This window comes from Achromobacter deleyi, from assembly GCF_016127315.1.
In the GTDB taxonomy this organism is placed as follows: domain Bacteria; phylum Pseudomonadota; class Gammaproteobacteria; order Burkholderiales; family Burkholderiaceae_B; genus Achromobacter; species Achromobacter insuavis_A.
Map to the genome: position 1 here is coordinate 223,447 of NZ_CP065997.1, position 16,950 is coordinate 240,396.

The window sequence follows — 16,950 nt, forward strand, 5'->3', positions numbered from 1 at the left end:
GGCCTCCTTACAGGTCTTCAGAGCCGAGCAGCATTTCGGTCAGCCCGCGGCCGGCCTTGACCATCGGCCACACGTTTTCGGTGCGGTCGGTGATGAAGTCCAGGAAGACCAGGCGCTCCTTGTGCTTCTTGAACGCTTCGCGCAGCGCCGGCTCGACGTCGGCCGGGCGCTCGATGCGCAGGCCCACGTGGCCGTAGGCCTCGGCCACCTTGACGAAGTCGGGCAGCGAATCCATGTACGACTCGGAGTAGCGCGAGCCGTAGTCGATCTGCTGCCACTGCCGGACCATGCCCAGGAAGCGGTTGTTCAGGCAGACGATCTTGGGCGTCAGGCGGTACTGCGCGCAGGTCGACAGTTCCTGGATGTTCATCTGGATCGAGGCCTCGCCGGTGATCACGGCGATGTCATGACCCGGATTGGCCATCTGCACGCCCATGGCGTACGGCAGGCCCACCCCCATGGTGCCCAGGCCGCCGGAGTTGATCCAGCGGCGCGGCTTGTCGAACTTGTAGTACTGCGCCGCCCACATCTGGTGCTGGCCCACGTCGGAGGTGACGAAGGCGTCGCCGCCGGTCACTTCCCAGAGCTTTTCCACCACGTACTGCGGCTTGATGACTTCGTCCGAATTGGCGAACTTGAGGCATTCCTTGCCACGCCAGGTCTCGACCTGCTCCCACCACTTGGCGATGGAAGCCGGCTTGTGCTCGGCGGCGGCGGCCTCGTACTGCGCGCTCAGGTCGGCCAGCACATCCTTGACGTTGCCGACGATCGGGACGTCCACGCGCACGCGCTTGGAAATCGACGACGGGTCGATATCGATATGGATGATCTTGCGGGCGTTCTGGGCGAAGTGCTTGGGGTTGCCGATCACGCGGTCGTCGAAACGGGCGCCGATGGCCAGCAGCACGTCGCAGTGCTGCATCGCCATGTTGGCCTCGTAGGTGCCGTGCATACCGGGCATGCCCACGAACTGGCCGCTGCTGGCGGGGAAGCCGCCCAGGCCCATCAGGGTGCTGGTGCAGGGCGCGCCCAGTTGCGACACGAGCTTGTTCAGCTCGGGCGCGGCGTTCGACAGGATGACCCCGCCGCCGGTGTAGATCATCGGCCGCTCGGCGGCCAGCAGCATCTGCACGGCTTTCTTGATCTGCCCCTGGTGGCCCTTGTTGACGGGCGCGTAGGAACGCATCGAGATCTCGCCCTTGGGCGGGGTGTACTTGCACTGCGCGACGGTGATGTCCTTGGGGATATCCACCAGCACCGGGCCGGGACGGCCGGTGCGCGCGATGTAGAACGCGCGGCGCATGGTTTCGGCCAGGTCCTTGACGTCACGCACCAGGAAGTTGTGCTTGACGCAGGGACGGGTGATGCCGACGGTGTCGCATTCCTGGAAGGCGTCCTCGCCAATGGCCGCAGTGGGCACCTGCCCGCTGATGATGACCATCGGGATGGAGTCCATGTAGGCGGTGGCGATGCCGGTGACGGCATTGGTCACGCCCGGACCGCTGGTCACGATGCAGACGCCGACCTTCTGCGACGAGCGCGAGTAGGCATCGGCCGCGTGCACGGCGGCTTGCTCGTGACGAACCAGGATATGCTGGAATTTGTCTTGCTTGAAGATCGCGTCGTAGATGTAGAGCACCGCGCCGCCAGGGTAGCCGAAAACGTGTTCCACGCCTTCATCGGCCAGGCAGCGCACGACGATATCGGCGCCATTCATTTCCATGTTTGTCATTCCTTTCAAAACCGGCCCTGCAACCCTGACTGCTGCGCGCCCGGATACGGCGGCAACTGAACCCATACCGGCTACGGCAACATGATCCGGCGCTTAGCGGCTCACGGAGCCACGCCACCCGGACACCCTGCCGACCCGGCACACGCTCGACAGAACGCAGTGCTAACGCCCCTTGGGGACGCTGGAGGTCGAAATGGAAGCCTTGGCAACACACGCTTGTGGCGCGGCCAACGGCAAATGTATCTGCTGCGGGATGGCTGGGAGGTGACCCTGGCCATCCGCCTCATCGCACCGGTTTCGGATAGGCAGACCGGCGCAAGTGGAGCAATTTACCGCGTTGCGTCAAAGCTAGCAAATCGAGGTTTCGCGGACGTTGCACGGAAGTCGCGCCCGACCTGCGGGAAAGTCTGGTAACCATCCGACCCCTAAAACGCCGCCAGCCTCTCTATACTTGACGCGTCACCTGGAACCGAGTCCCGCCGCCCATGGATCTGCGCATTGCCAGCATTCGCCGCTTCCTCTACAGCCACTACTTCTTCGGAGGGGTGCGCCAGGGGGTGGGCATGCTGTTGCCGGTGCTGGTGCTGGGCGGGCTGTTCGGCCACTACGCGACCGGCCTGGTCGCCACCTTCGGCGCGCAATGCCTGGCCATCATCGACCAGCCCGGCGGCCCGCAGCGGCACCGCACCAACGAGATGCTGGGCGGCGCGGCGCTGGGCACGCTGACCGTCATCATCACCGGCCTGGCCTCGACCCACCCCGTGCTGATCTGGCTGGTGGTCATCGCGCAGTGCTTCGTCTATTCGATGCTCACCGTGTTCGGCAAGCGCGGCGGCCTGATCGGCTTTGCCGGCCTGCTGCTGATGACGCTGACCATGCATTCGCCGCTGGAGCCGCACGAGGTGCTGGCGCACGCCGCCGCGACGCTGGGCGGGGCGCTGTTCTACGTGGCGTTCAGTCTGGGATTTTCACGGCTGTTCTGGCTGCGCGAGGAACAGCAGGCGATGTCGGTGGCGCTGTTCGCCACCGCCGACTACGTCGCCGCGCGCGCCGCCTTCTACGACGAGACCGCCGACCTGGACGAGGCCTACCGCAACGTCATCCAGCGCCAGTCCATCATGACCGAAAAGCACCAGGCCGCGCGCGACATGGTGCTGCGCGCCCTGCCCCGTGGCAAGGGCCTGGGCGACCGCCGGCGCGTGATGATCTGGAACATGTTCGTCGACATGCTGCAGCTGCTGGATACGCTGGTGGCCACCCACACCGACTACGCCGCGCTGCGGCGCGCGCTGGCCGGCAACGACTGCCTGATGTTCATGCGCGACGCGCTGGTGAAGATGTCGCTGGAACTGAACCGCATCGCGCTGGACGTGTCGCGCGGCCGCAAGGTGCAGTACCGCAGCAGCGCCAAGGCCGAGCTGCGCGCCATCGAATACGAGATCGAACAGCTCAAGCAGCAGGGCCTGGGCGAGCGCGAGCCCGAGATGCTGGCGCTGATCGTGCAGGTGCTGCGGCGGCTGCGCAACTCGGCCCGCATCGTCGACCGGCTGGCCGACCACACCGCCGCTTCGCCGCACGCCAAGCCCACCGACGTGTTGCGCATCAACAAGTCGCTGACGCGCTTCATCTCGCGCCAGGAATTCCGCGTCGGCCTGCTGACCAGCAACCTGCGGCTGGATTCGCCGCACTTTCGCTACGCGCTGCGCGTGACGGCCGCCGCCGCCATCGCCATGACGCTGGCCAGCCGCTGGCTATCGCCGGCGTTCTCGGCGCACAACTACTGGATCATGCTGACCATCGTCATCATCATGAAGCCGGGCTTCGCGCTGACCCGCCAGCGCAACGGCTGGCGCCTGATGGGCACGCTGATCGGCTGCATCTGCGCGCTGCTGCTGTTCAACGTCACCGACAAGCCCGCCATCCTGTTCGCGGTGCTGCTGGGCGCCTGCATCATGGGCAACAGCATGGTGCAGCTGAACTACATGGCCAGCGCCATCTTCAACACGCTGTTCGTGGTGCTGGTGTTCCACTTCGTCTCGCCCGGCACGGTGTCGATGTCGGTGATCGGCGAACGCGCCATCGACACCCTGATCGGCTGCGCGCTGGCGCTGGTGTGCAGCTACATCCTGCCGTGGTGGGAGGCGCGCTACCTCAAGCCGCTGGCGGCGGCCGCCACCCGCGCCAACCGCGAATACCTGGTGGCCGGCATGCGCTACGTGGAAGCGATGCAGGCGCACGGCGCGCCGGTGGGCGCGGCCGCCGACGCGACGCCCGCGGTCACCGACGCCGACCTGGCCTGGCGCCTGGCGCGCAAGAACGTGCACATCGCCTTCAGCAATTTCGCCGAGGCCTTCTACCGCATGATGAGCGAGCCCAAGTCGCACCAGGTCAGCGTGCCCGAGCTGAACAACCTGCTGATCCAGAACCACGTGCTGGCCTCGCAGATCACCGCGGCCATTCCCATCCTGGCCGCCTTGCCCGCCACGCCCGAAGCGGTGCAGCGGGCGCTGGCCGGCATGGTCGACCTGCTGGACGAGAACCGCGCGCAGGCGCCCGCCGACCTGCCCACCCAGTTCGACACCGAAGGCGAACAGGCGGCGCTGGTCTATCCGGTCAAGCAGATGCTCAAGGCCACCCACATGATCCGCCAGGAATTGCACGCCCTGGCCGATCCGCAACATGCGCCGCCGGTGGCGGCGCCGGCCTGACGCGTTCCCCCCGCCGCGTGAAACGAAAAAAAGCCGGCCCTTCGCGGAGCCGGCTTTTTCAAGGGCGCGTCCGGGCCGCTCAGAGCTTGCGGCGGAACACCAGCTTGTTTTCGGTGGAGGCCGAGGCGTCGTACTGGTAGCCTTCCAGGTCGAAGCCGTGCAAGCCTTCGGGCTTGGACACCTTGTGCAGGATGGCGTAGCGCGCCATCAGGCCGCGCGCGCGCTTGGCGTGGAAGCTGATGATCTTCCAGGCGCCGTTCTTCCAGTCCTGGAACACGCACTGCACCACGCGCGCCTTGAGCGCCTTCAGGTCGACCGACTTGAAATACTCTTCCGACGCCAGGTTGACGATGACCGGCGCCTTCTGGCCGGCCTGGCGCTCGTTGAGGTAGTCGGCGATGCCGCTGCCCCAGTATTCGTACAGGTTCTTGCCCTTGGGCGTTTCCAGGCGCGTGCCCATTTCCAGGCGGTACGGCTGCATCAGGTCCAGCGGCCGCAGCACGCCGTACAGGCCGCTGAGGATGGCCACGTGTTCCTGGGCCCAGTCCAGCTGCCTGGCCGACAGCGTGGAGGCCTCCAGGCCTTCGTACACATCGCCGTTGAAGGCCAGCACGGCCTGGCGCGAATTGGCCTGGGTGAAAGTGCGCTTCCAGTGGCCGTAGCGCTGCACGTTGAGCTCGGACAGCGCCGGGCTCAGGCTCATCAGTTCGGAAATGTCGTCCACGGTCTTGGTCTTCAGGACCTTGATCAGACCGGCGGCCTGGTCCACGAACAACGGCTGGGTGTGCGTCTCGACGTGCACCGGCGAGTCGTAGTCCAGCTTCTTGGCGGGGGAAAGCAGAAACAGCATTCGGAGATTCCTTTGATCAGCGCGCCGTCCAGCCGCCATCGACGGAGACGGTCGTGCCGGTGATTTGCGCGGCGGCATCGGAGGCCAGGAAGACGGCCGTGCCGCCCAGTTGTTCGGGCGTGACGAACTGCAGCGACGGCTGCTTTTCGCCGAGCAGTTCGCGCGCGGCGGTTTCCTGGTCGACGCCGTTCTTTTCGGCCAGCGCCGAGATCTGCTTTTCAACCAGCGGCGTGCGCACCCAGCCCGGGCAGATGGCGTTGGCGGTAATGCCCTGGCCGGCGGCTTCCAGCGCGGTCACCTTGGTGAAGCCCACCACGCCGTGCTTGGCGGCGACGTAGGCCGACTTGTTGGCCGAGGCCACCAGGCCGTGCGCCGAGGCGATGTTGATGATGCGGCCGAAGCCCTGCTTCTTCATGTACGGCAGCGCGGCGGCGGTGCCATGGAACACGGCCGACAGGTTCAGCGCCAGGATCGCGTCCCATTTTTCGGTGGGAAAGTCCTCGATCAGCGCGGTGTGCTGGATGCCGGCGTTATTGACCAGGATGTCGATGCGACCCATCTGGCGCACCGCGTTGTCGACCAGGCCGCGCACGGCGTCGCCCTTGGACAGGTCGGCGCCGTCGTAAAGCACCTTGACGCCATGCTGGGCGGCCAGGCCGGCGCGCACCTTTTCGATCTCGGCGGCGTCGCCAAAGCCGTTCAGGACGATATCGGCGCCCTGCGCGGCCAGCGCGGTGGCGATACCCAGGCCGATCCCGCTGGTGGAACCGGTGACGACTGCGACTTTTCCTTTGAGCATAGATGTTCTCCTGTGGCGGGGCGCGGAAGACGGGCGACGGCGGCGGCCAGGACACACCGGCCGGCGCCGTGGGCGAAACACGGGCTGAAAAACAGCGTCAAGTGTAGCTGCCCGGCAAGGCGCCCATCATGCCATGCCCCCACGCGCCGCGGGGTCAAGGGCGCGGCGGCGGATCGGGCTGCGCCGCCGAGGGCGCCGGCGGCGCGGCATCCTCCCATTCCGGCGCCGAGCCAGCGGCCGCTGGCGGCGCCGGCTCGGGCAGGTCGGCCATGCCACCAAACCGTTCGGGAACGCGCTCGAGCAGCTTGATCAGGATCGGCACCACGCCCATCGACACCGCCACCACCACCGCCAGCACATCGCGCTGGTCCAGGTCCATCAGGTGGTTGTCCCAGGCCTCGTTGAAGATCGCGAAGCTGAACTCGCCGCCCTGCGCCAGCACCATGGCGAACAGCAGGCGGTGATAGCGCGGCAGGCCCAGGACGCGCGCGAAGCCGTACAGCACCACCGCCTTGACCAGCAGCAGCGCCGTCACTCCGCCCAGGATGAAGCCCCAGCGCTCCGCCACCACATGCAGGTTCACGGACATGCCGATGGCCACGAAGAACAGGCCCAGCAGCAGGCCCTTGAACGGCTCGATGGCGTTTTCCAGTTCATCGCGATAGCGCGACTCGGCCATCAGCACCCCCACCAGGAAGCCGCCCAGGCCGGCCGACAGGCCCGCGTAGTTGAACAGCTGGGCCGTGCCGATCACCATCAGCAGCGCCGCTGCGGTGAACAGTTCCTTCAACTGCGCCTTGGCCGCCCAGCCCAGCAGCCGCAGCCGGTAGGCCACGGCCACCACCGTGACCGCGATCAGCGCCTCTTTGAAAGACGGCTCGGCGGCGCCGCCCGATCCCAGCAGGCCGGCCGCCACCAGCATCGGGATCGCCGCCATGTCCTGGAACAGCAGCACGCCCAGCGCCGAGCGTCCCATCGGCGCGCGCGTCAGGCCGCGCTCTTCCAGCAGCCGCATGGCCACCGCGGTCGATGACAAGGCCAGCGACAGCCCGCACAGCACCGCGGCCTGCCAGCCCATGCCGGCCAGATGGCGCAGGGCCGCGCCGAACACCAGCCCCAGCAGCAGTCCGCAGGCCAGCATCTGCATCGCGCCCAGCGCGAAGACCTCGCGGCGCATCGCCCACAGGCGCCGGGGCGCCAGTTCCAGGCCGATGATGAACAGCATCATCACCACGCCCCACTGCGACACATTGACCATGTCGCCCACGTCGGTCACCAGCTTCAGGCACGACGGCCCCACCAGCACGCCGGCCAGCAGGTAGCCCGGGATCGCGCCCAGCCCCAGCCGCTGGGTCAGCGGCACGCACAGGACGGCGGCAAGCAACAGGATGAGGATCAGATTCATCGGCGCGATTCGTGCGGATCGAGACAGTCCGATTCTGCGCAAAGAATGCCCAATGGGGAAGTCGGGGAAACCGTCTGAAGCGCCCGGCATCGAAAGGCTTTACACAAAAGTTTTTTTTGCTGTAGAATTGCGGGCTTCGCTGCTCCGACAACGCAGATTCTTCCGACCAGGAATCTGATCGTGGGAAACCAGGAACCGCTGATGGACTAACCCCCAGCGCCGGCCACTGGAATTTCACCGTTGCGGAACCCAGCCACGGAGAGGTGGCAGAGTGGTCGAATGTACCTGACTCGAAATCAGGCGTACGGTATCCCCGTACCGTGGGTTCGAATCCCACCCTCTCCGCCAATTTAAAAAAAGCCTTATAAGTCAATGACTTATGAGGCTTTTTGCTTTTGGGGTGGTAGCAAATCTGGTAGCAGATATGCTGAACTTACCCGTGTACCTTAGGGGTACTACCTACTACCTCCACACCCGTGTAGGTAAATTACAGGTAAAAAAATCACTCCATACGAGTGACAAGTCCATTGCTATGCTTAGGGCAGTTGAACTGCTCAAAGCCATCATGAAAATTGACTTGTCAAACATTCGTAGGTATGAGATCGACCTTGAGCGAGGTATCCTCAAGGCAGATGGTGAAGATGACCACAGAAGAGCTTTAGAAGCTTTACAGGCAATTAAATCAGCCCCCCGACCCCCAAACATGGGGGAGTCTTTGGAAATGGCACCTACGGTGTCTGCTACGCAGTCTGGGCTTCGCCTACTACAACTGCTAGATAAGTTTTTCCTACTGAAGTCGCACTTAACACCTGCAACCGTTACATCGTATAAAAATACAATTAACGAGTTCGCCAAGTTCCTGAAAAACCCAATCATCACAAATATCGGCATTAGCGATGTAACCCGATATCAGGAAAGCATTTCTAGCAAAAACTCGGTTAGGACAGTTGATAATAAAATAGGAACTATCCGAGTTTTATTCAACTTCGCAATCAAGCAGGGATATTATTTTGAAAAAAATCCTGCGGCTGATCGATCAATATTAACAAAAAAGCAAAAATTAAAGGAAGGCTGGTCTATATTTGAAGAACCAGAAATTCAGAAAATCTACAGGTCTGAATTTTTTTCTAATGCTAAAACCAGTGACCCAGACTACTACTATGTGCTTGTGCTGGCACTAGTCACAGGTTGCCGAATTAATGAAATCACTTCATTAACTCGATCACAGTTCCAACAAAATCACAATGGAACTAATTTTGTTGTAATCCGTGAAAGTAAAACTGAAGCAGGAAAAAGGGAGATACCTTTACCTGATATTTTCTTTTCCGAACATTTTAAAGAGTTTGCAAAAGGAAAAGAGGGAGCCATATTTAAATATGTGGATCGTGAAGGAAAAGGATCAGGAAATGCAGTTGGAAAAAAATTTTCCAGACATTTAACTGAATTAAATATCACCAGACCCAAGTTAGTTTTTCACTCAATAAGAAAATTTACAAACGACTATTTTATGAAAAACGGAGTTGGTTTTGAACCCAGGTGTCAGATGTTCGGACACGAAATTGATTCCGTTAATGTAGCAACCTACTCCAAAAAGTACAGTCCCGATGAGTTGGCAACGATGGCAAATCCGTTGCAACTTCGACTGCTAATGATGACACAAGTCATCAAAACTCAATTCTAAAAGGTGGAGGAGTAACACCGAATTAGAACCGAGCTAAATACAAAAATGCCACCTCGTGTGGCATTTTTTATTTGGTTCGGAATGGGGGCAAGGGGCTAAGCCCCATCAGTTAGGGTCGAGGGATTTATCCCTTGCGAGCGGAACACCCCAAAGGGGTTTCCATAGTGAGTGATGGCAACCCTAAAGTTGCCATCATTGACATGCGCCAAAAACCTGCTAATTTTAATATATGCGATATAACAATAATAAGGAGGCACGCATGTACAACTATAATATCTTAAGAACAGAAAAAGTCAAATCCCGATCCGACATAACAGCAGCAGCAGAACACAACTTTAGAATACGAGGGCAACATAATATAGATGAAAGTCGAACTGCGATGAACAAGATTTTAGTAAACACCCTTGAGGTGGATGCTAAAAAATCGAGTTCATTGCAAGAGAAACTTTCAGCATACTATGCAGACCTTGGAATTAAAGAGCGAAAAAATAATGTGCTAATGATGGAGTTTGTCGTATCAGCTTCGCCTGATTTTTTTTCTGGAAAATCAAAAGAAGATATTGACAAATGGGCAAAGCATCAAGTAGATTTTTTTAAAAAGGAATTTGGCGAACAGTTAAAAATTGCTGTCCTGCATCTTGATGAAAAAACACCACATTTGCATTTTATGATTGGAACTGAAACTAAATCAGTTAAACGATATAAAAATCAAAAAGGTGAATTTCATAAAGAAACCTGGTCACTCAATGCTGATAGATACAACCCCGAATTTCTTAGAGGTCTACATGATAGGCATGCAGATCACAATAAAAATTTTGGACTAAGAAGAGGGGTTAAAGGATCAATGAGGGAACACAAAACACTAAAAGAGTTCTACAGCATGGTAGATAAAGCATTGAGTGCCGACTACGGAAGAACCATCGAAAAAACCATAGAGACAATGGAAACTGGGCTACTTACTGGTAAAGTTTCCATAGAGGAAGTTCGAGAAAAATTCAAGCCAATGATTAACAAAGTGCTCAAACAGAACAAAGCACTTCGTGATAAATATGCCCTTGAATTGAAAGAGTGGGCTGAACAAGTCAGCAAAGCAAAGGAAGAATTGGAATTAGAGCGACAGGAATTAAAAGATCGCCGTGAATTATATGCTGATGCCATTAATGAAAAGAAACATCACATTAATATAATAAAAGAACAACAAGATGAGATTAATGAGTTAAGGGCAGAAGTCTATAAACTCAAACCAAAAAATTCAAATACAACAATTAAATCTAAAGGGGAAAAAAATGGACTTCATATATAATAGTGATCTTGCATCAACCCAAGACGAGATAAAAATTACAATAGCGGATCTTAGGGATTTGATTCAAGCCAGTGGACTCATGAAGGAAAATGAAGAGCAGGGAATTAATGAATACCGTCTCTTAATAGAGACAATATTAAGAAAAAATCGATTGCCACATGGCGTTATTCTAATTGGCGATTGATTTATTGGTATTTTAATGTTATAAAAAAACCACCTGCGATAACAGGTGGTTTGGTTATTAATATGCAGATGTGCAAACAAGCATAAGAATAACTAACAACAACAATTGTGCTAGAGAGGTCATAGCCGTCTCCTATAGTTATGTGGTGTGTTGTAGTCCAACAGATGCCCTATGCCCTGTTGCGACACCTCAAGCCTCACCCACTATCGGTAGACGGATGTTACAGCATTGAACCTATGTGGTAACATGGTTGGTAGCAAGTTTTCGGTCTAACTCGCTACCAACCAATTGATTTTTAGAGGTTTTTTATTGGATTGGGGTTGTCCCACCCTCTCCGCCAGCATTCAAAAAAGGCCAATCCCCCGGGATTGGCCTTTTTCTTTGTGCTTTTTCCTATCTCCCTTGACCCCGCCCCCTACCCTTCGGCCACGATCTTCGCGTCCTGGATGGTCTTGGCGTACTTGCGCTGCTCGTCACGCATGAAGTCGGCGAAGCGCTGCACGCTGCCGCCGCCGTCTTCGGCGCCAACCTGCGCCAGCTTTTCCTGCACGTCGGCCATGGCCAGGACGCGGTCGATGTCCTGGTTCATGCGCGCGACCATGTCGGCGGGCATTTTGGCCGGACCCACCATGCCGAACCAGATGCTGGCCTCGAACCCGGGATAGCCCTGTTCGGCCACCGTCGGCACGTCGGGCTGGCTCTTGGAGCGCTGCTGCAGCGTCTGCGCCAGGGCCAGCACCTTGCCGGACTGGATCAGCGGCGTGGCCGTGGTCATGCCCTCGAAGCAGTACTGCACGTGGCCGCCCAGCAGGTCGTTCATCAGCGGCGCCGATCCCTTGTAGGGCACGTGCAGCACGTCGATACCGGCGCGGGCCTTGAAGATCTCCAGCGCCAGGTGCTGGGCCGAGCCGCTGCCGGCCGAGCCGAAGATGATCTTGCCAGGCTGCGCGCGGCACAGCGCCACCAGGTCGGGCAGGGTCTTGGCTGGCTGCGCCGCGCCGCCGATCAGCAGCGTCGGCGTCTTGCCCACCAGCGCGATGGGCGAGAAGTCGCGTTCGGCCGAATAGGCCAGCTTGGGTTGCAGGCCGGGCGCGATGCCGTGGCTATTGACGTGCGCCATCAGCAGGGTGTTGCCGTCGGGCGGCTGGCGCGCCACCTGCTCGGCGGCGATGATGCCGGCCGCGCCGGCGCGGTTCTCGACGATCACCGGGATGCCCCACATCACGCCCAGCTTCTGGCCCAGCAGGCGCGCCAGCACATCGGTGCCGCCGCCCGCCGGAAAGCCCACCACGATCTTGACCGGGCCAGGCGGCAGCGGTTGCTGCGCCCAGGCCGATGGCAGGACGAGCGCCGCCCCCAGCGCCGCGGCGCCGGTAATGAATTCCCTACGTTGCATGGTTGTCTCCTCGCGCGCCGGGTTCATGCCCGGCGACTGTTGGTAAGCCTTGCCCGCCGCGGCCGGCTGCGGCCGCGGCGTCCTGCGGGTGGTGCAATCGCGGTCAGGCCGCGGGCGCCGCCAGCCGCTGCGCCAGTTGCGCCGATTGCGCGGCGTCCAGTTCCACCAGGGGCGGCCTGACCGTGGCCCAGACTGGATCGTTGCGCCGCTGCGCGATCGCGGCCTTCATCGCCGGGATCATCGGGTACGACTGGAAGATGGCGCGGGTCTCGTTCAGGGCGCGCTGGCGGTCCTCGGCGCCCGCCTCGCGCCACGAGCGGTACAGCGCGACGATCGGGGCGGCATTGACGTTGCCGGTGGCGGTGATGCAGCCCGCGCCGCCCGCCCGCATCGTGTCGAGCAACACCGTTTCGGTGCCGGCGAACACGTCGAAGCCGCGCGGCTGGAAGTCGCGCAGCATGGCCTGGGTGTTGGCCCAGTCGCCGGAACTGTCCTTGATGCCGGCGATGATGCCGGGGAACTCGCCCAGCAGCCGGTCGATCAGGCCCAGGCTGATCGGCACGCCAGACACCGGCGGGATGTGATACAGGTAGATGCGCAGGCGCTCGTCGGCGACCCGCTCGATCACGTGGGCGAAGGCGCGGAACAGGCCCTCGTCGCTAACGCCCTTGTAGTAGAACGGCGGCAGCATGAGCACGCCGCCGCAACCGGCGCCGACCGCGTGGCGCGTCAGCTCCACCGCGTCGGGCAGCGCGCAGGCGCCGGTGCCGGGCATCATGCGCGCGGCCGGCAGGCCGGCATCCAACAAAGCATCCAGCAGATGGCGCTTTTCCGCCACGCTGAGCGAATTGGCCTCGGAGTTGGTGCCGAAGATCGCCAGCCCCGCGCCCTGTTCCAGCAGCGCGCGGCAATGCCCGACGAAGCGCGGCGCGCTCGGCGACAGATCCGCGTTGAAGGGCGTGAGGACCGGGGAATAGACGCCTTGCGGCCGGTCCGCGGCTCGTGTGCTCATGAAGACTCTCCTGTCAGCGGCCGATACGGGTCCACTTGCCGTAGCGTTCGACCATGCGTTCATCGAAACCGAATCCCAGCCCCGGCTCCTGGTGCAGCACCACGCGGCCCTGTTTGTGGGTCAGTTGGCGGTCCACCAGCTTGCGGAAATTCAGGACCTGGTCGTCCCAGAAAAACTCAACATAGCGCGCATTGGGCGTGGCGGCCACCAGCGGCGCGTGCACGTCGTGGAACCAGTGCGGGCACACCATGACGCCGTAGCTGGCGGCGGTGGCGGCGATGCGCTTCCATTCTGTGATGCCGCCGCACACCGCGGCGTCGGTTTGCAGGATGCCGGCCGCGCCCTTGTCCAGCAATTCCTTGTGGTACCAGCGGCCGTAGCCGATCTCGGCGGTGGCGATGGGCAGGTGCGTCAGGCGCGCCAGCTTGGCGTGGCTGTCGATGTCATCGGGACCGAAGGGCTCTTCGATGAAGTACGGCTCGTACTGCTCGAAGCGGCGGATGTACTGCATGGCCTGGGTCACGTCCTGCCAGGCGTTATTGCAGTCCATCATCAGCTCGACGTCCGGCCCCACGGCCTCGCGCGCCGCCTTCAGCCGCGCCTCTTCCTCGCGCGGCGACAGGCGGCCGGTCTTCATCTTGACGGCGGCAAAGCCCTTGGCGACGTAGCTCGCCATTTCCTCGCCCAGGTGCTGCGGCGTCTTGCCATCCAGGTAGTAGCCGCCGCTGGCGTAGGCCGGCACCGACTCCAGTTCGACCGCGCCCAGGAACTTGTGCAGCGGCAGCCCCGCCGTCTTGGCGTTGAGGTCCCACAGCGCGATGTCGAGCGCGCTGAGCGCGCGCATCACCGTGCCCTGGCGCCCCTGCAGCAGGGCTTCCTGGTACATCGACTGCCACAGGCCCTCGACCGCGTGCGAGTCCTTGCCCAGCAGCACCGGCGCCAGCAGGCTCTGCACCGCGGCCTCGAAGATCGCGCCGCCGGCGCTGCCGACATAGCAGAAGCCGATGCCTTCGACGCCATCGGCGCTGCGGACCTTGACCAGTCCGTAGTGGCGAGTGGAGACGGTGCGGTTCGAAAACGAGGTGACCTTGTCCAAGGGCACCGCGGCGGCGCAAACGTCGATGGATTCAATGATGGGCACGGCTGGCTCCTGATAACGGGAATAGTGCGGGTTGCGCTGCCGGCGCGCCTTGCGCCGGCGCAACGCTCAAGCGCATTCTTGCCGCCGCCAAAGAAACAAACAATTATCTTGATCCATATTTAGAATATGGAAAAAACATCTTCCCAGGACGCCAGACGATGGATTCGAGATTCCTGCAGACCTATGTGCACGTGGTGGAACTGGGCTCCATCGCGCAGGCCGCGCGCCATCAGGGGCTGACGCCGGCCACCGTGCAGCAGCGCCTGCGCGCGCTGGAGGCCGACATGGGCAGCGCGCTGATCGCGCGCTCCGGCCGCACGGTCAAGCCGACCGCGGCCGGCACCCGCATCCTGGAACGCGCCCGCAACGTGCTGCGCGATCTGCGCGACCTGCGTTCGGCGGCCACCGAGTCCGACCTGCCGGCCGGCCCCTTGCGCCTGGGCGCCACGCCCACGGCGCTGACCGGCATCATGCCGCCGGTGCTGCGCACCTGGGCGGCGCGCCATCCCCATATCGAGATCTATATCGAACCGGCGCCCACCACCCTGCTCTACAGCAAGGTGCTGGCCGGCGAACTGGACGGCGCGCTGCTGGTGCATCCGCTGTTCGCGCTGCCCAAGTCCTGCGTCTGGCGCGACCTGCGGCGCGAGCCGCTGGTGCTGGTGACGCCGGCCGACATGGCGGTGCCCGACCCGCTGGCGGTGATCGCGCGCGAGCCCTACATCCGCTATGACCGCAGCGTGGTGGGTGGCCGCATGGCCGACGACTACCTGCGCGCGCGCGATCTGCGGCCGCACGTGCGCTTCGAGCTGGATGGCATCGACTCGATCGCCAAGCTGGTGTCGGAAGGGTTGGGGGTGGCGCTGCTGCCCGACTGGGCCACCACGGGCGCGTCCGCGCCGGTCAGGCGCTGGCCGCTGCCGGCTCCCTGTCCGGCGCGCAGCGTCGGCGCGATCTGGCCACGCTCGGGCGTGCGATCGGAATTGATGCGGGTGTTCGTGGAAATGGCGGAACGCCAGGCGGCGGCGGAGCGCTGAACCGCCGCGCTCGGTGGCCGCCTGACGGCCCGCGGACGAGGCTCCTGCCGCGCGCCGCGGCTTAGGCCGCCACGCCGGCCAGCAATTGGCCGTTGCGCGCCACCACTTTGCCGCCGGCAATCACCAGGCGACGCGGCGCGCGCTGCGCCACCGCCTCGGCCACGCCGCTGGCGGCCACCAGCACCAGGTCGGCGCGCGCGCCGGGCGCCAGGCCGTAGTCCGCGAAGCCACAGGCGCGGGCCGCGGCGGCGCTGACGCAGTCGAAGGCCCAGCCGATCTCGTCATCGCGGCGCAGGTCGTTGCGCAGGCCGATCATCATCGCGCGCGCCAGCATGTCGGGGCTGCCGTAGGGCGTCCAGGTATCGCGGATGCCGTCGTTGCCGCCGAACAGCGTCACGCCGGCCTCGCGACAGGCGCGCAGCGCCGGCACCGGGCGCGATGGCGGCGCCGTGGTCAGCAGCGCCACATCCAGCGCGGCCAGGCGCCTGAACAGGCCGTCCAGGCGCTTGGCGTCCACGCCGCCCAGGCAGAACGCGTGGCTGATGACCACGCGGCCGCGCATGTCCAGCGCCTGCACGCGGTCCAGGATCAGGTCGAGCGAAAAGGCGCCCAGGTCGCCCGGCTCGTGCAGATGGATATCGATGGGCTTGCCGTGCTTTTCCGCCAGATCGAACAGCACGTCCAGCGATTGCGCCGGATCGCGGTCGATGGCACAGGGGTCCAGTCCGCCCAGCACGTCGGCGCCCGCGGCCAGGCCCGCATCCAGCAATGCGGCGGTGCCGGGCCGGATCAGCAGGCCCGATTGCGGAAACGCCACGGTCTGGATCTCGACCAGGCCGGCCAGCGCCTCGCGGGTGGCGTGCACGCCGTCAAGATGGCGCAGCCCGGCATCGGTGTCGACATCGACGTGGCTGCGGATGCGGGTGGCGCCTTCGCGCAGGAAAGCCAGCGCCAGCGCGCGCGCATGGCTGGCCGCGTCATGGCCGCTGGCGGCGCGCCAGGCGCGCTCGTTGTCGATGCGGTCGGTCAGCGCCGGCCCCACCTGGTTCACGTACCAGGGGGAGTCCCAGGTGGTCTTGTCCAGATGGGTGTGGCCTTCCACCAGGCCGGGCAGCAGCAACGCGCCGCCGCCCTGCTCGCGCGCCACGTCGGGCGGCGCCTGCAGGTCGGGGCCGATGCGCGCGATGCGGCCATGGCTCATCAGTACGTCGGCCGCCGCGCCATCGGGCAGGCGGACGTCTTGCAGCAGCATGTCGGTCATTGCGGCGTCCAAGGGGCGGGACGCGGCCGCCGGGCGGCCGCGCGGCGACGCCGGGTCAAGCCTGTTGCGGCGGTTCGATCCAGAAGAAACGCTGGCCCTGGCGCAGCATGTCGGCCACGCCTTCGGCGCCCAGCCGATAGTCGGTGCCCATCAACGTGGCGCCACCGTCGTCGTGGATATGGATGACGGCCAGCGGGTCATTGGCCATGGTGTACCAGTAGTAACCGGGCTTGAGATCGTGCAGGTCTGTATTCATGCGTCGAGTATACAAACAACCTTGTGACGTATTCAAAAAGACACACAAGTAACCCTTTGCCTGACATGGCGCCTGCGACGCGTCATACTGTTCCAGGCGAGGCTCCGGGAGCCCGCCATGTTGGCACGCGTCGACTCGGCCGCAGCATTTCTGGTGTAAATGCGTCGATCGTGAGGGGAACAACA

14 protein-coding genes and 1 tRNA gene are annotated in these 16,950 nt (G+C 62.3%); 6 read left to right on the plus strand and 9 right to left on the minus strand.

Annotated features, from left to right (window positions below; all coding sequences use genetic code 11):
• Positions 1-7 precede the first annotated feature (7 nt).
• Complete coding sequence (locus tag I6I07_RS00875) at positions 8-1,723, minus strand: acetolactate synthase 3 catalytic subunit (RefSeq protein WP_006393280.1); 1,716 nt, start codon at positions 1,721-1,723, stop codon at positions 8-10.
• A 494-nt stretch (positions 1,724-2,217) separates the two neighbouring features.
• On the opposite strand from I6I07_RS00875, the gene I6I07_RS00880 reads away from it, so the two are divergent.
• Positions 2,218-4,440 (plus strand): FUSC family protein, encoded by a 2,223-nt coding sequence (locus I6I07_RS00880; RefSeq protein ID WP_198485385.1) that lies wholly within the window; start codon positions 2,218-2,220, stop codon positions 4,438-4,440.
• Positions 4,441-4,519: 79 nt separating this feature from the next.
• Here I6I07_RS00880 and yaaA read toward each other — a convergent pair whose 3' ends face one another.
• From yaaA to I6I07_RS00895, 3 genes are all read right to left on the minus strand, one after another.
• Positions 4,520-5,290 (minus strand): peroxide stress protein YaaA, encoded by a 771-nt coding sequence (gene yaaA / locus I6I07_RS00885; protein ID WP_198485386.1) that lies wholly within the window; start codon positions 5,288-5,290, stop codon positions 4,520-4,522.
• Between the two features lie 16 nt (positions 5,291-5,306).
• Complete coding sequence (locus I6I07_RS00890) at positions 5,307-6,089, minus strand: 3-hydroxybutyrate dehydrogenase (protein WP_198485387.1); 783 nt, start codon at positions 6,087-6,089, stop codon at positions 5,307-5,309.
• Between the two features lie 154 nt (positions 6,090-6,243).
• Positions 6,244-7,494, minus strand: coding sequence for a cation:proton antiporter (locus I6I07_RS00895; RefSeq protein ID WP_198485388.1), 1,251 nt, complete (start codon positions 7,492-7,494; stop codon positions 6,244-6,246).
• Between the two features lie 257 nt (positions 7,495-7,751).
• Between I6I07_RS00895 and I6I07_RS00900 the strand changes: the two genes are divergently transcribed.
• The 4 genes from I6I07_RS00900 (at position 7,752) to I6I07_RS00915 (ending at position 10,662) form a co-directional block, all read left to right on the plus strand.
• Positions 7,752-7,842, plus strand: a tRNA-Ser gene (locus I6I07_RS00900).
• 76 nt (positions 7,843-7,918) lie between these two features.
• Positions 7,919-9,175, plus strand: coding sequence for a site-specific integrase (locus I6I07_RS00905; RefSeq protein ID WP_198485389.1), 1,257 nt, complete (start codon positions 7,919-7,921; stop codon positions 9,173-9,175).
• A 259-nt stretch (positions 9,176-9,434) separates the two neighbouring features.
• Positions 9,435-10,478: a MobV family relaxase gene (gene mobV / locus I6I07_RS00910; protein ID WP_198485390.1), complete on the plus strand. Its 1,044-nt coding sequence runs from the start codon at positions 9,435-9,437 to the stop codon at positions 10,476-10,478.
• Complete coding sequence (locus I6I07_RS00915; RefSeq protein ID WP_198485391.1) at positions 10,462-10,662, plus strand: hypothetical protein; 201 nt, start codon at positions 10,462-10,464, stop codon at positions 10,660-10,662. Before mobV ends, I6I07_RS00915 begins: the two co-directional genes overlap by 17 nt.
• 415 nt (positions 10,663-11,077) lie before the next feature.
• On the opposite strand, the gene I6I07_RS00920 is transcribed toward I6I07_RS00915, so the two are convergent.
• The 3 genes from I6I07_RS00920 to I6I07_RS00930 all read right to left on the minus strand — a co-directional run bounded on the left by I6I07_RS00920 (position 11,078) and on the right by I6I07_RS00930 (position 14,211).
• On the minus strand, positions 11,078-12,058 hold the full coding sequence (locus tag I6I07_RS00920) for a Bug family tripartite tricarboxylate transporter substrate binding protein (protein ID WP_198485392.1): 981 nt from the start codon (positions 12,056-12,058) through the stop codon (positions 11,078-11,080).
• A gap of 103 nt (positions 12,059-12,161) precedes the next feature.
• On the minus strand, positions 12,162-13,070 hold the full coding sequence (locus tag I6I07_RS00925) for a dihydrodipicolinate synthase family protein (protein WP_198485393.1): 909 nt from the start codon (positions 13,068-13,070) through the stop codon (positions 12,162-12,164).
• A 13-nt stretch (positions 13,071-13,083) separates the two neighbouring features.
• Complete coding sequence (locus I6I07_RS00930; RefSeq protein WP_198485394.1) at positions 13,084-14,211, minus strand: mandelate racemase/muconate lactonizing enzyme family protein; 1,128 nt, start codon at positions 14,209-14,211, stop codon at positions 13,084-13,086.
• 158 nt (positions 14,212-14,369) lie between these two features.
• On the opposite strand from I6I07_RS00930, the gene I6I07_RS00935 reads away from it, so the two are divergent.
• Positions 14,370-15,248: a LysR family transcriptional regulator gene (locus I6I07_RS00935; RefSeq protein ID WP_198485395.1), complete on the plus strand. Its 879-nt coding sequence runs from the start codon at positions 14,370-14,372 to the stop codon at positions 15,246-15,248.
• A gap of 61 nt (positions 15,249-15,309) precedes the next feature.
• Here I6I07_RS00935 and I6I07_RS00940 read toward each other — a convergent pair whose 3' ends face one another.
• Both I6I07_RS00940 and I6I07_RS00945 read right to left on the minus strand, forming a co-directional pair.
• Positions 15,310-16,509 carry an amidohydrolase family protein gene (locus I6I07_RS00940; RefSeq protein ID WP_198485396.1) on the minus strand — a complete coding sequence of 400 codons (1,200 nt, stop codon included), beginning with the start codon at positions 16,507-16,509 and terminating at the stop codon, positions 15,310-15,312.
• A 55-nt stretch (positions 16,510-16,564) separates the two neighbouring features.
• Positions 16,565-16,765: a hypothetical protein gene (locus tag I6I07_RS00945; protein WP_006393270.1), complete on the minus strand. Its 201-nt coding sequence runs from the start codon at positions 16,763-16,765 to the stop codon at positions 16,565-16,567.
• Positions 16,766-16,950 lie beyond the last annotated feature (185 nt).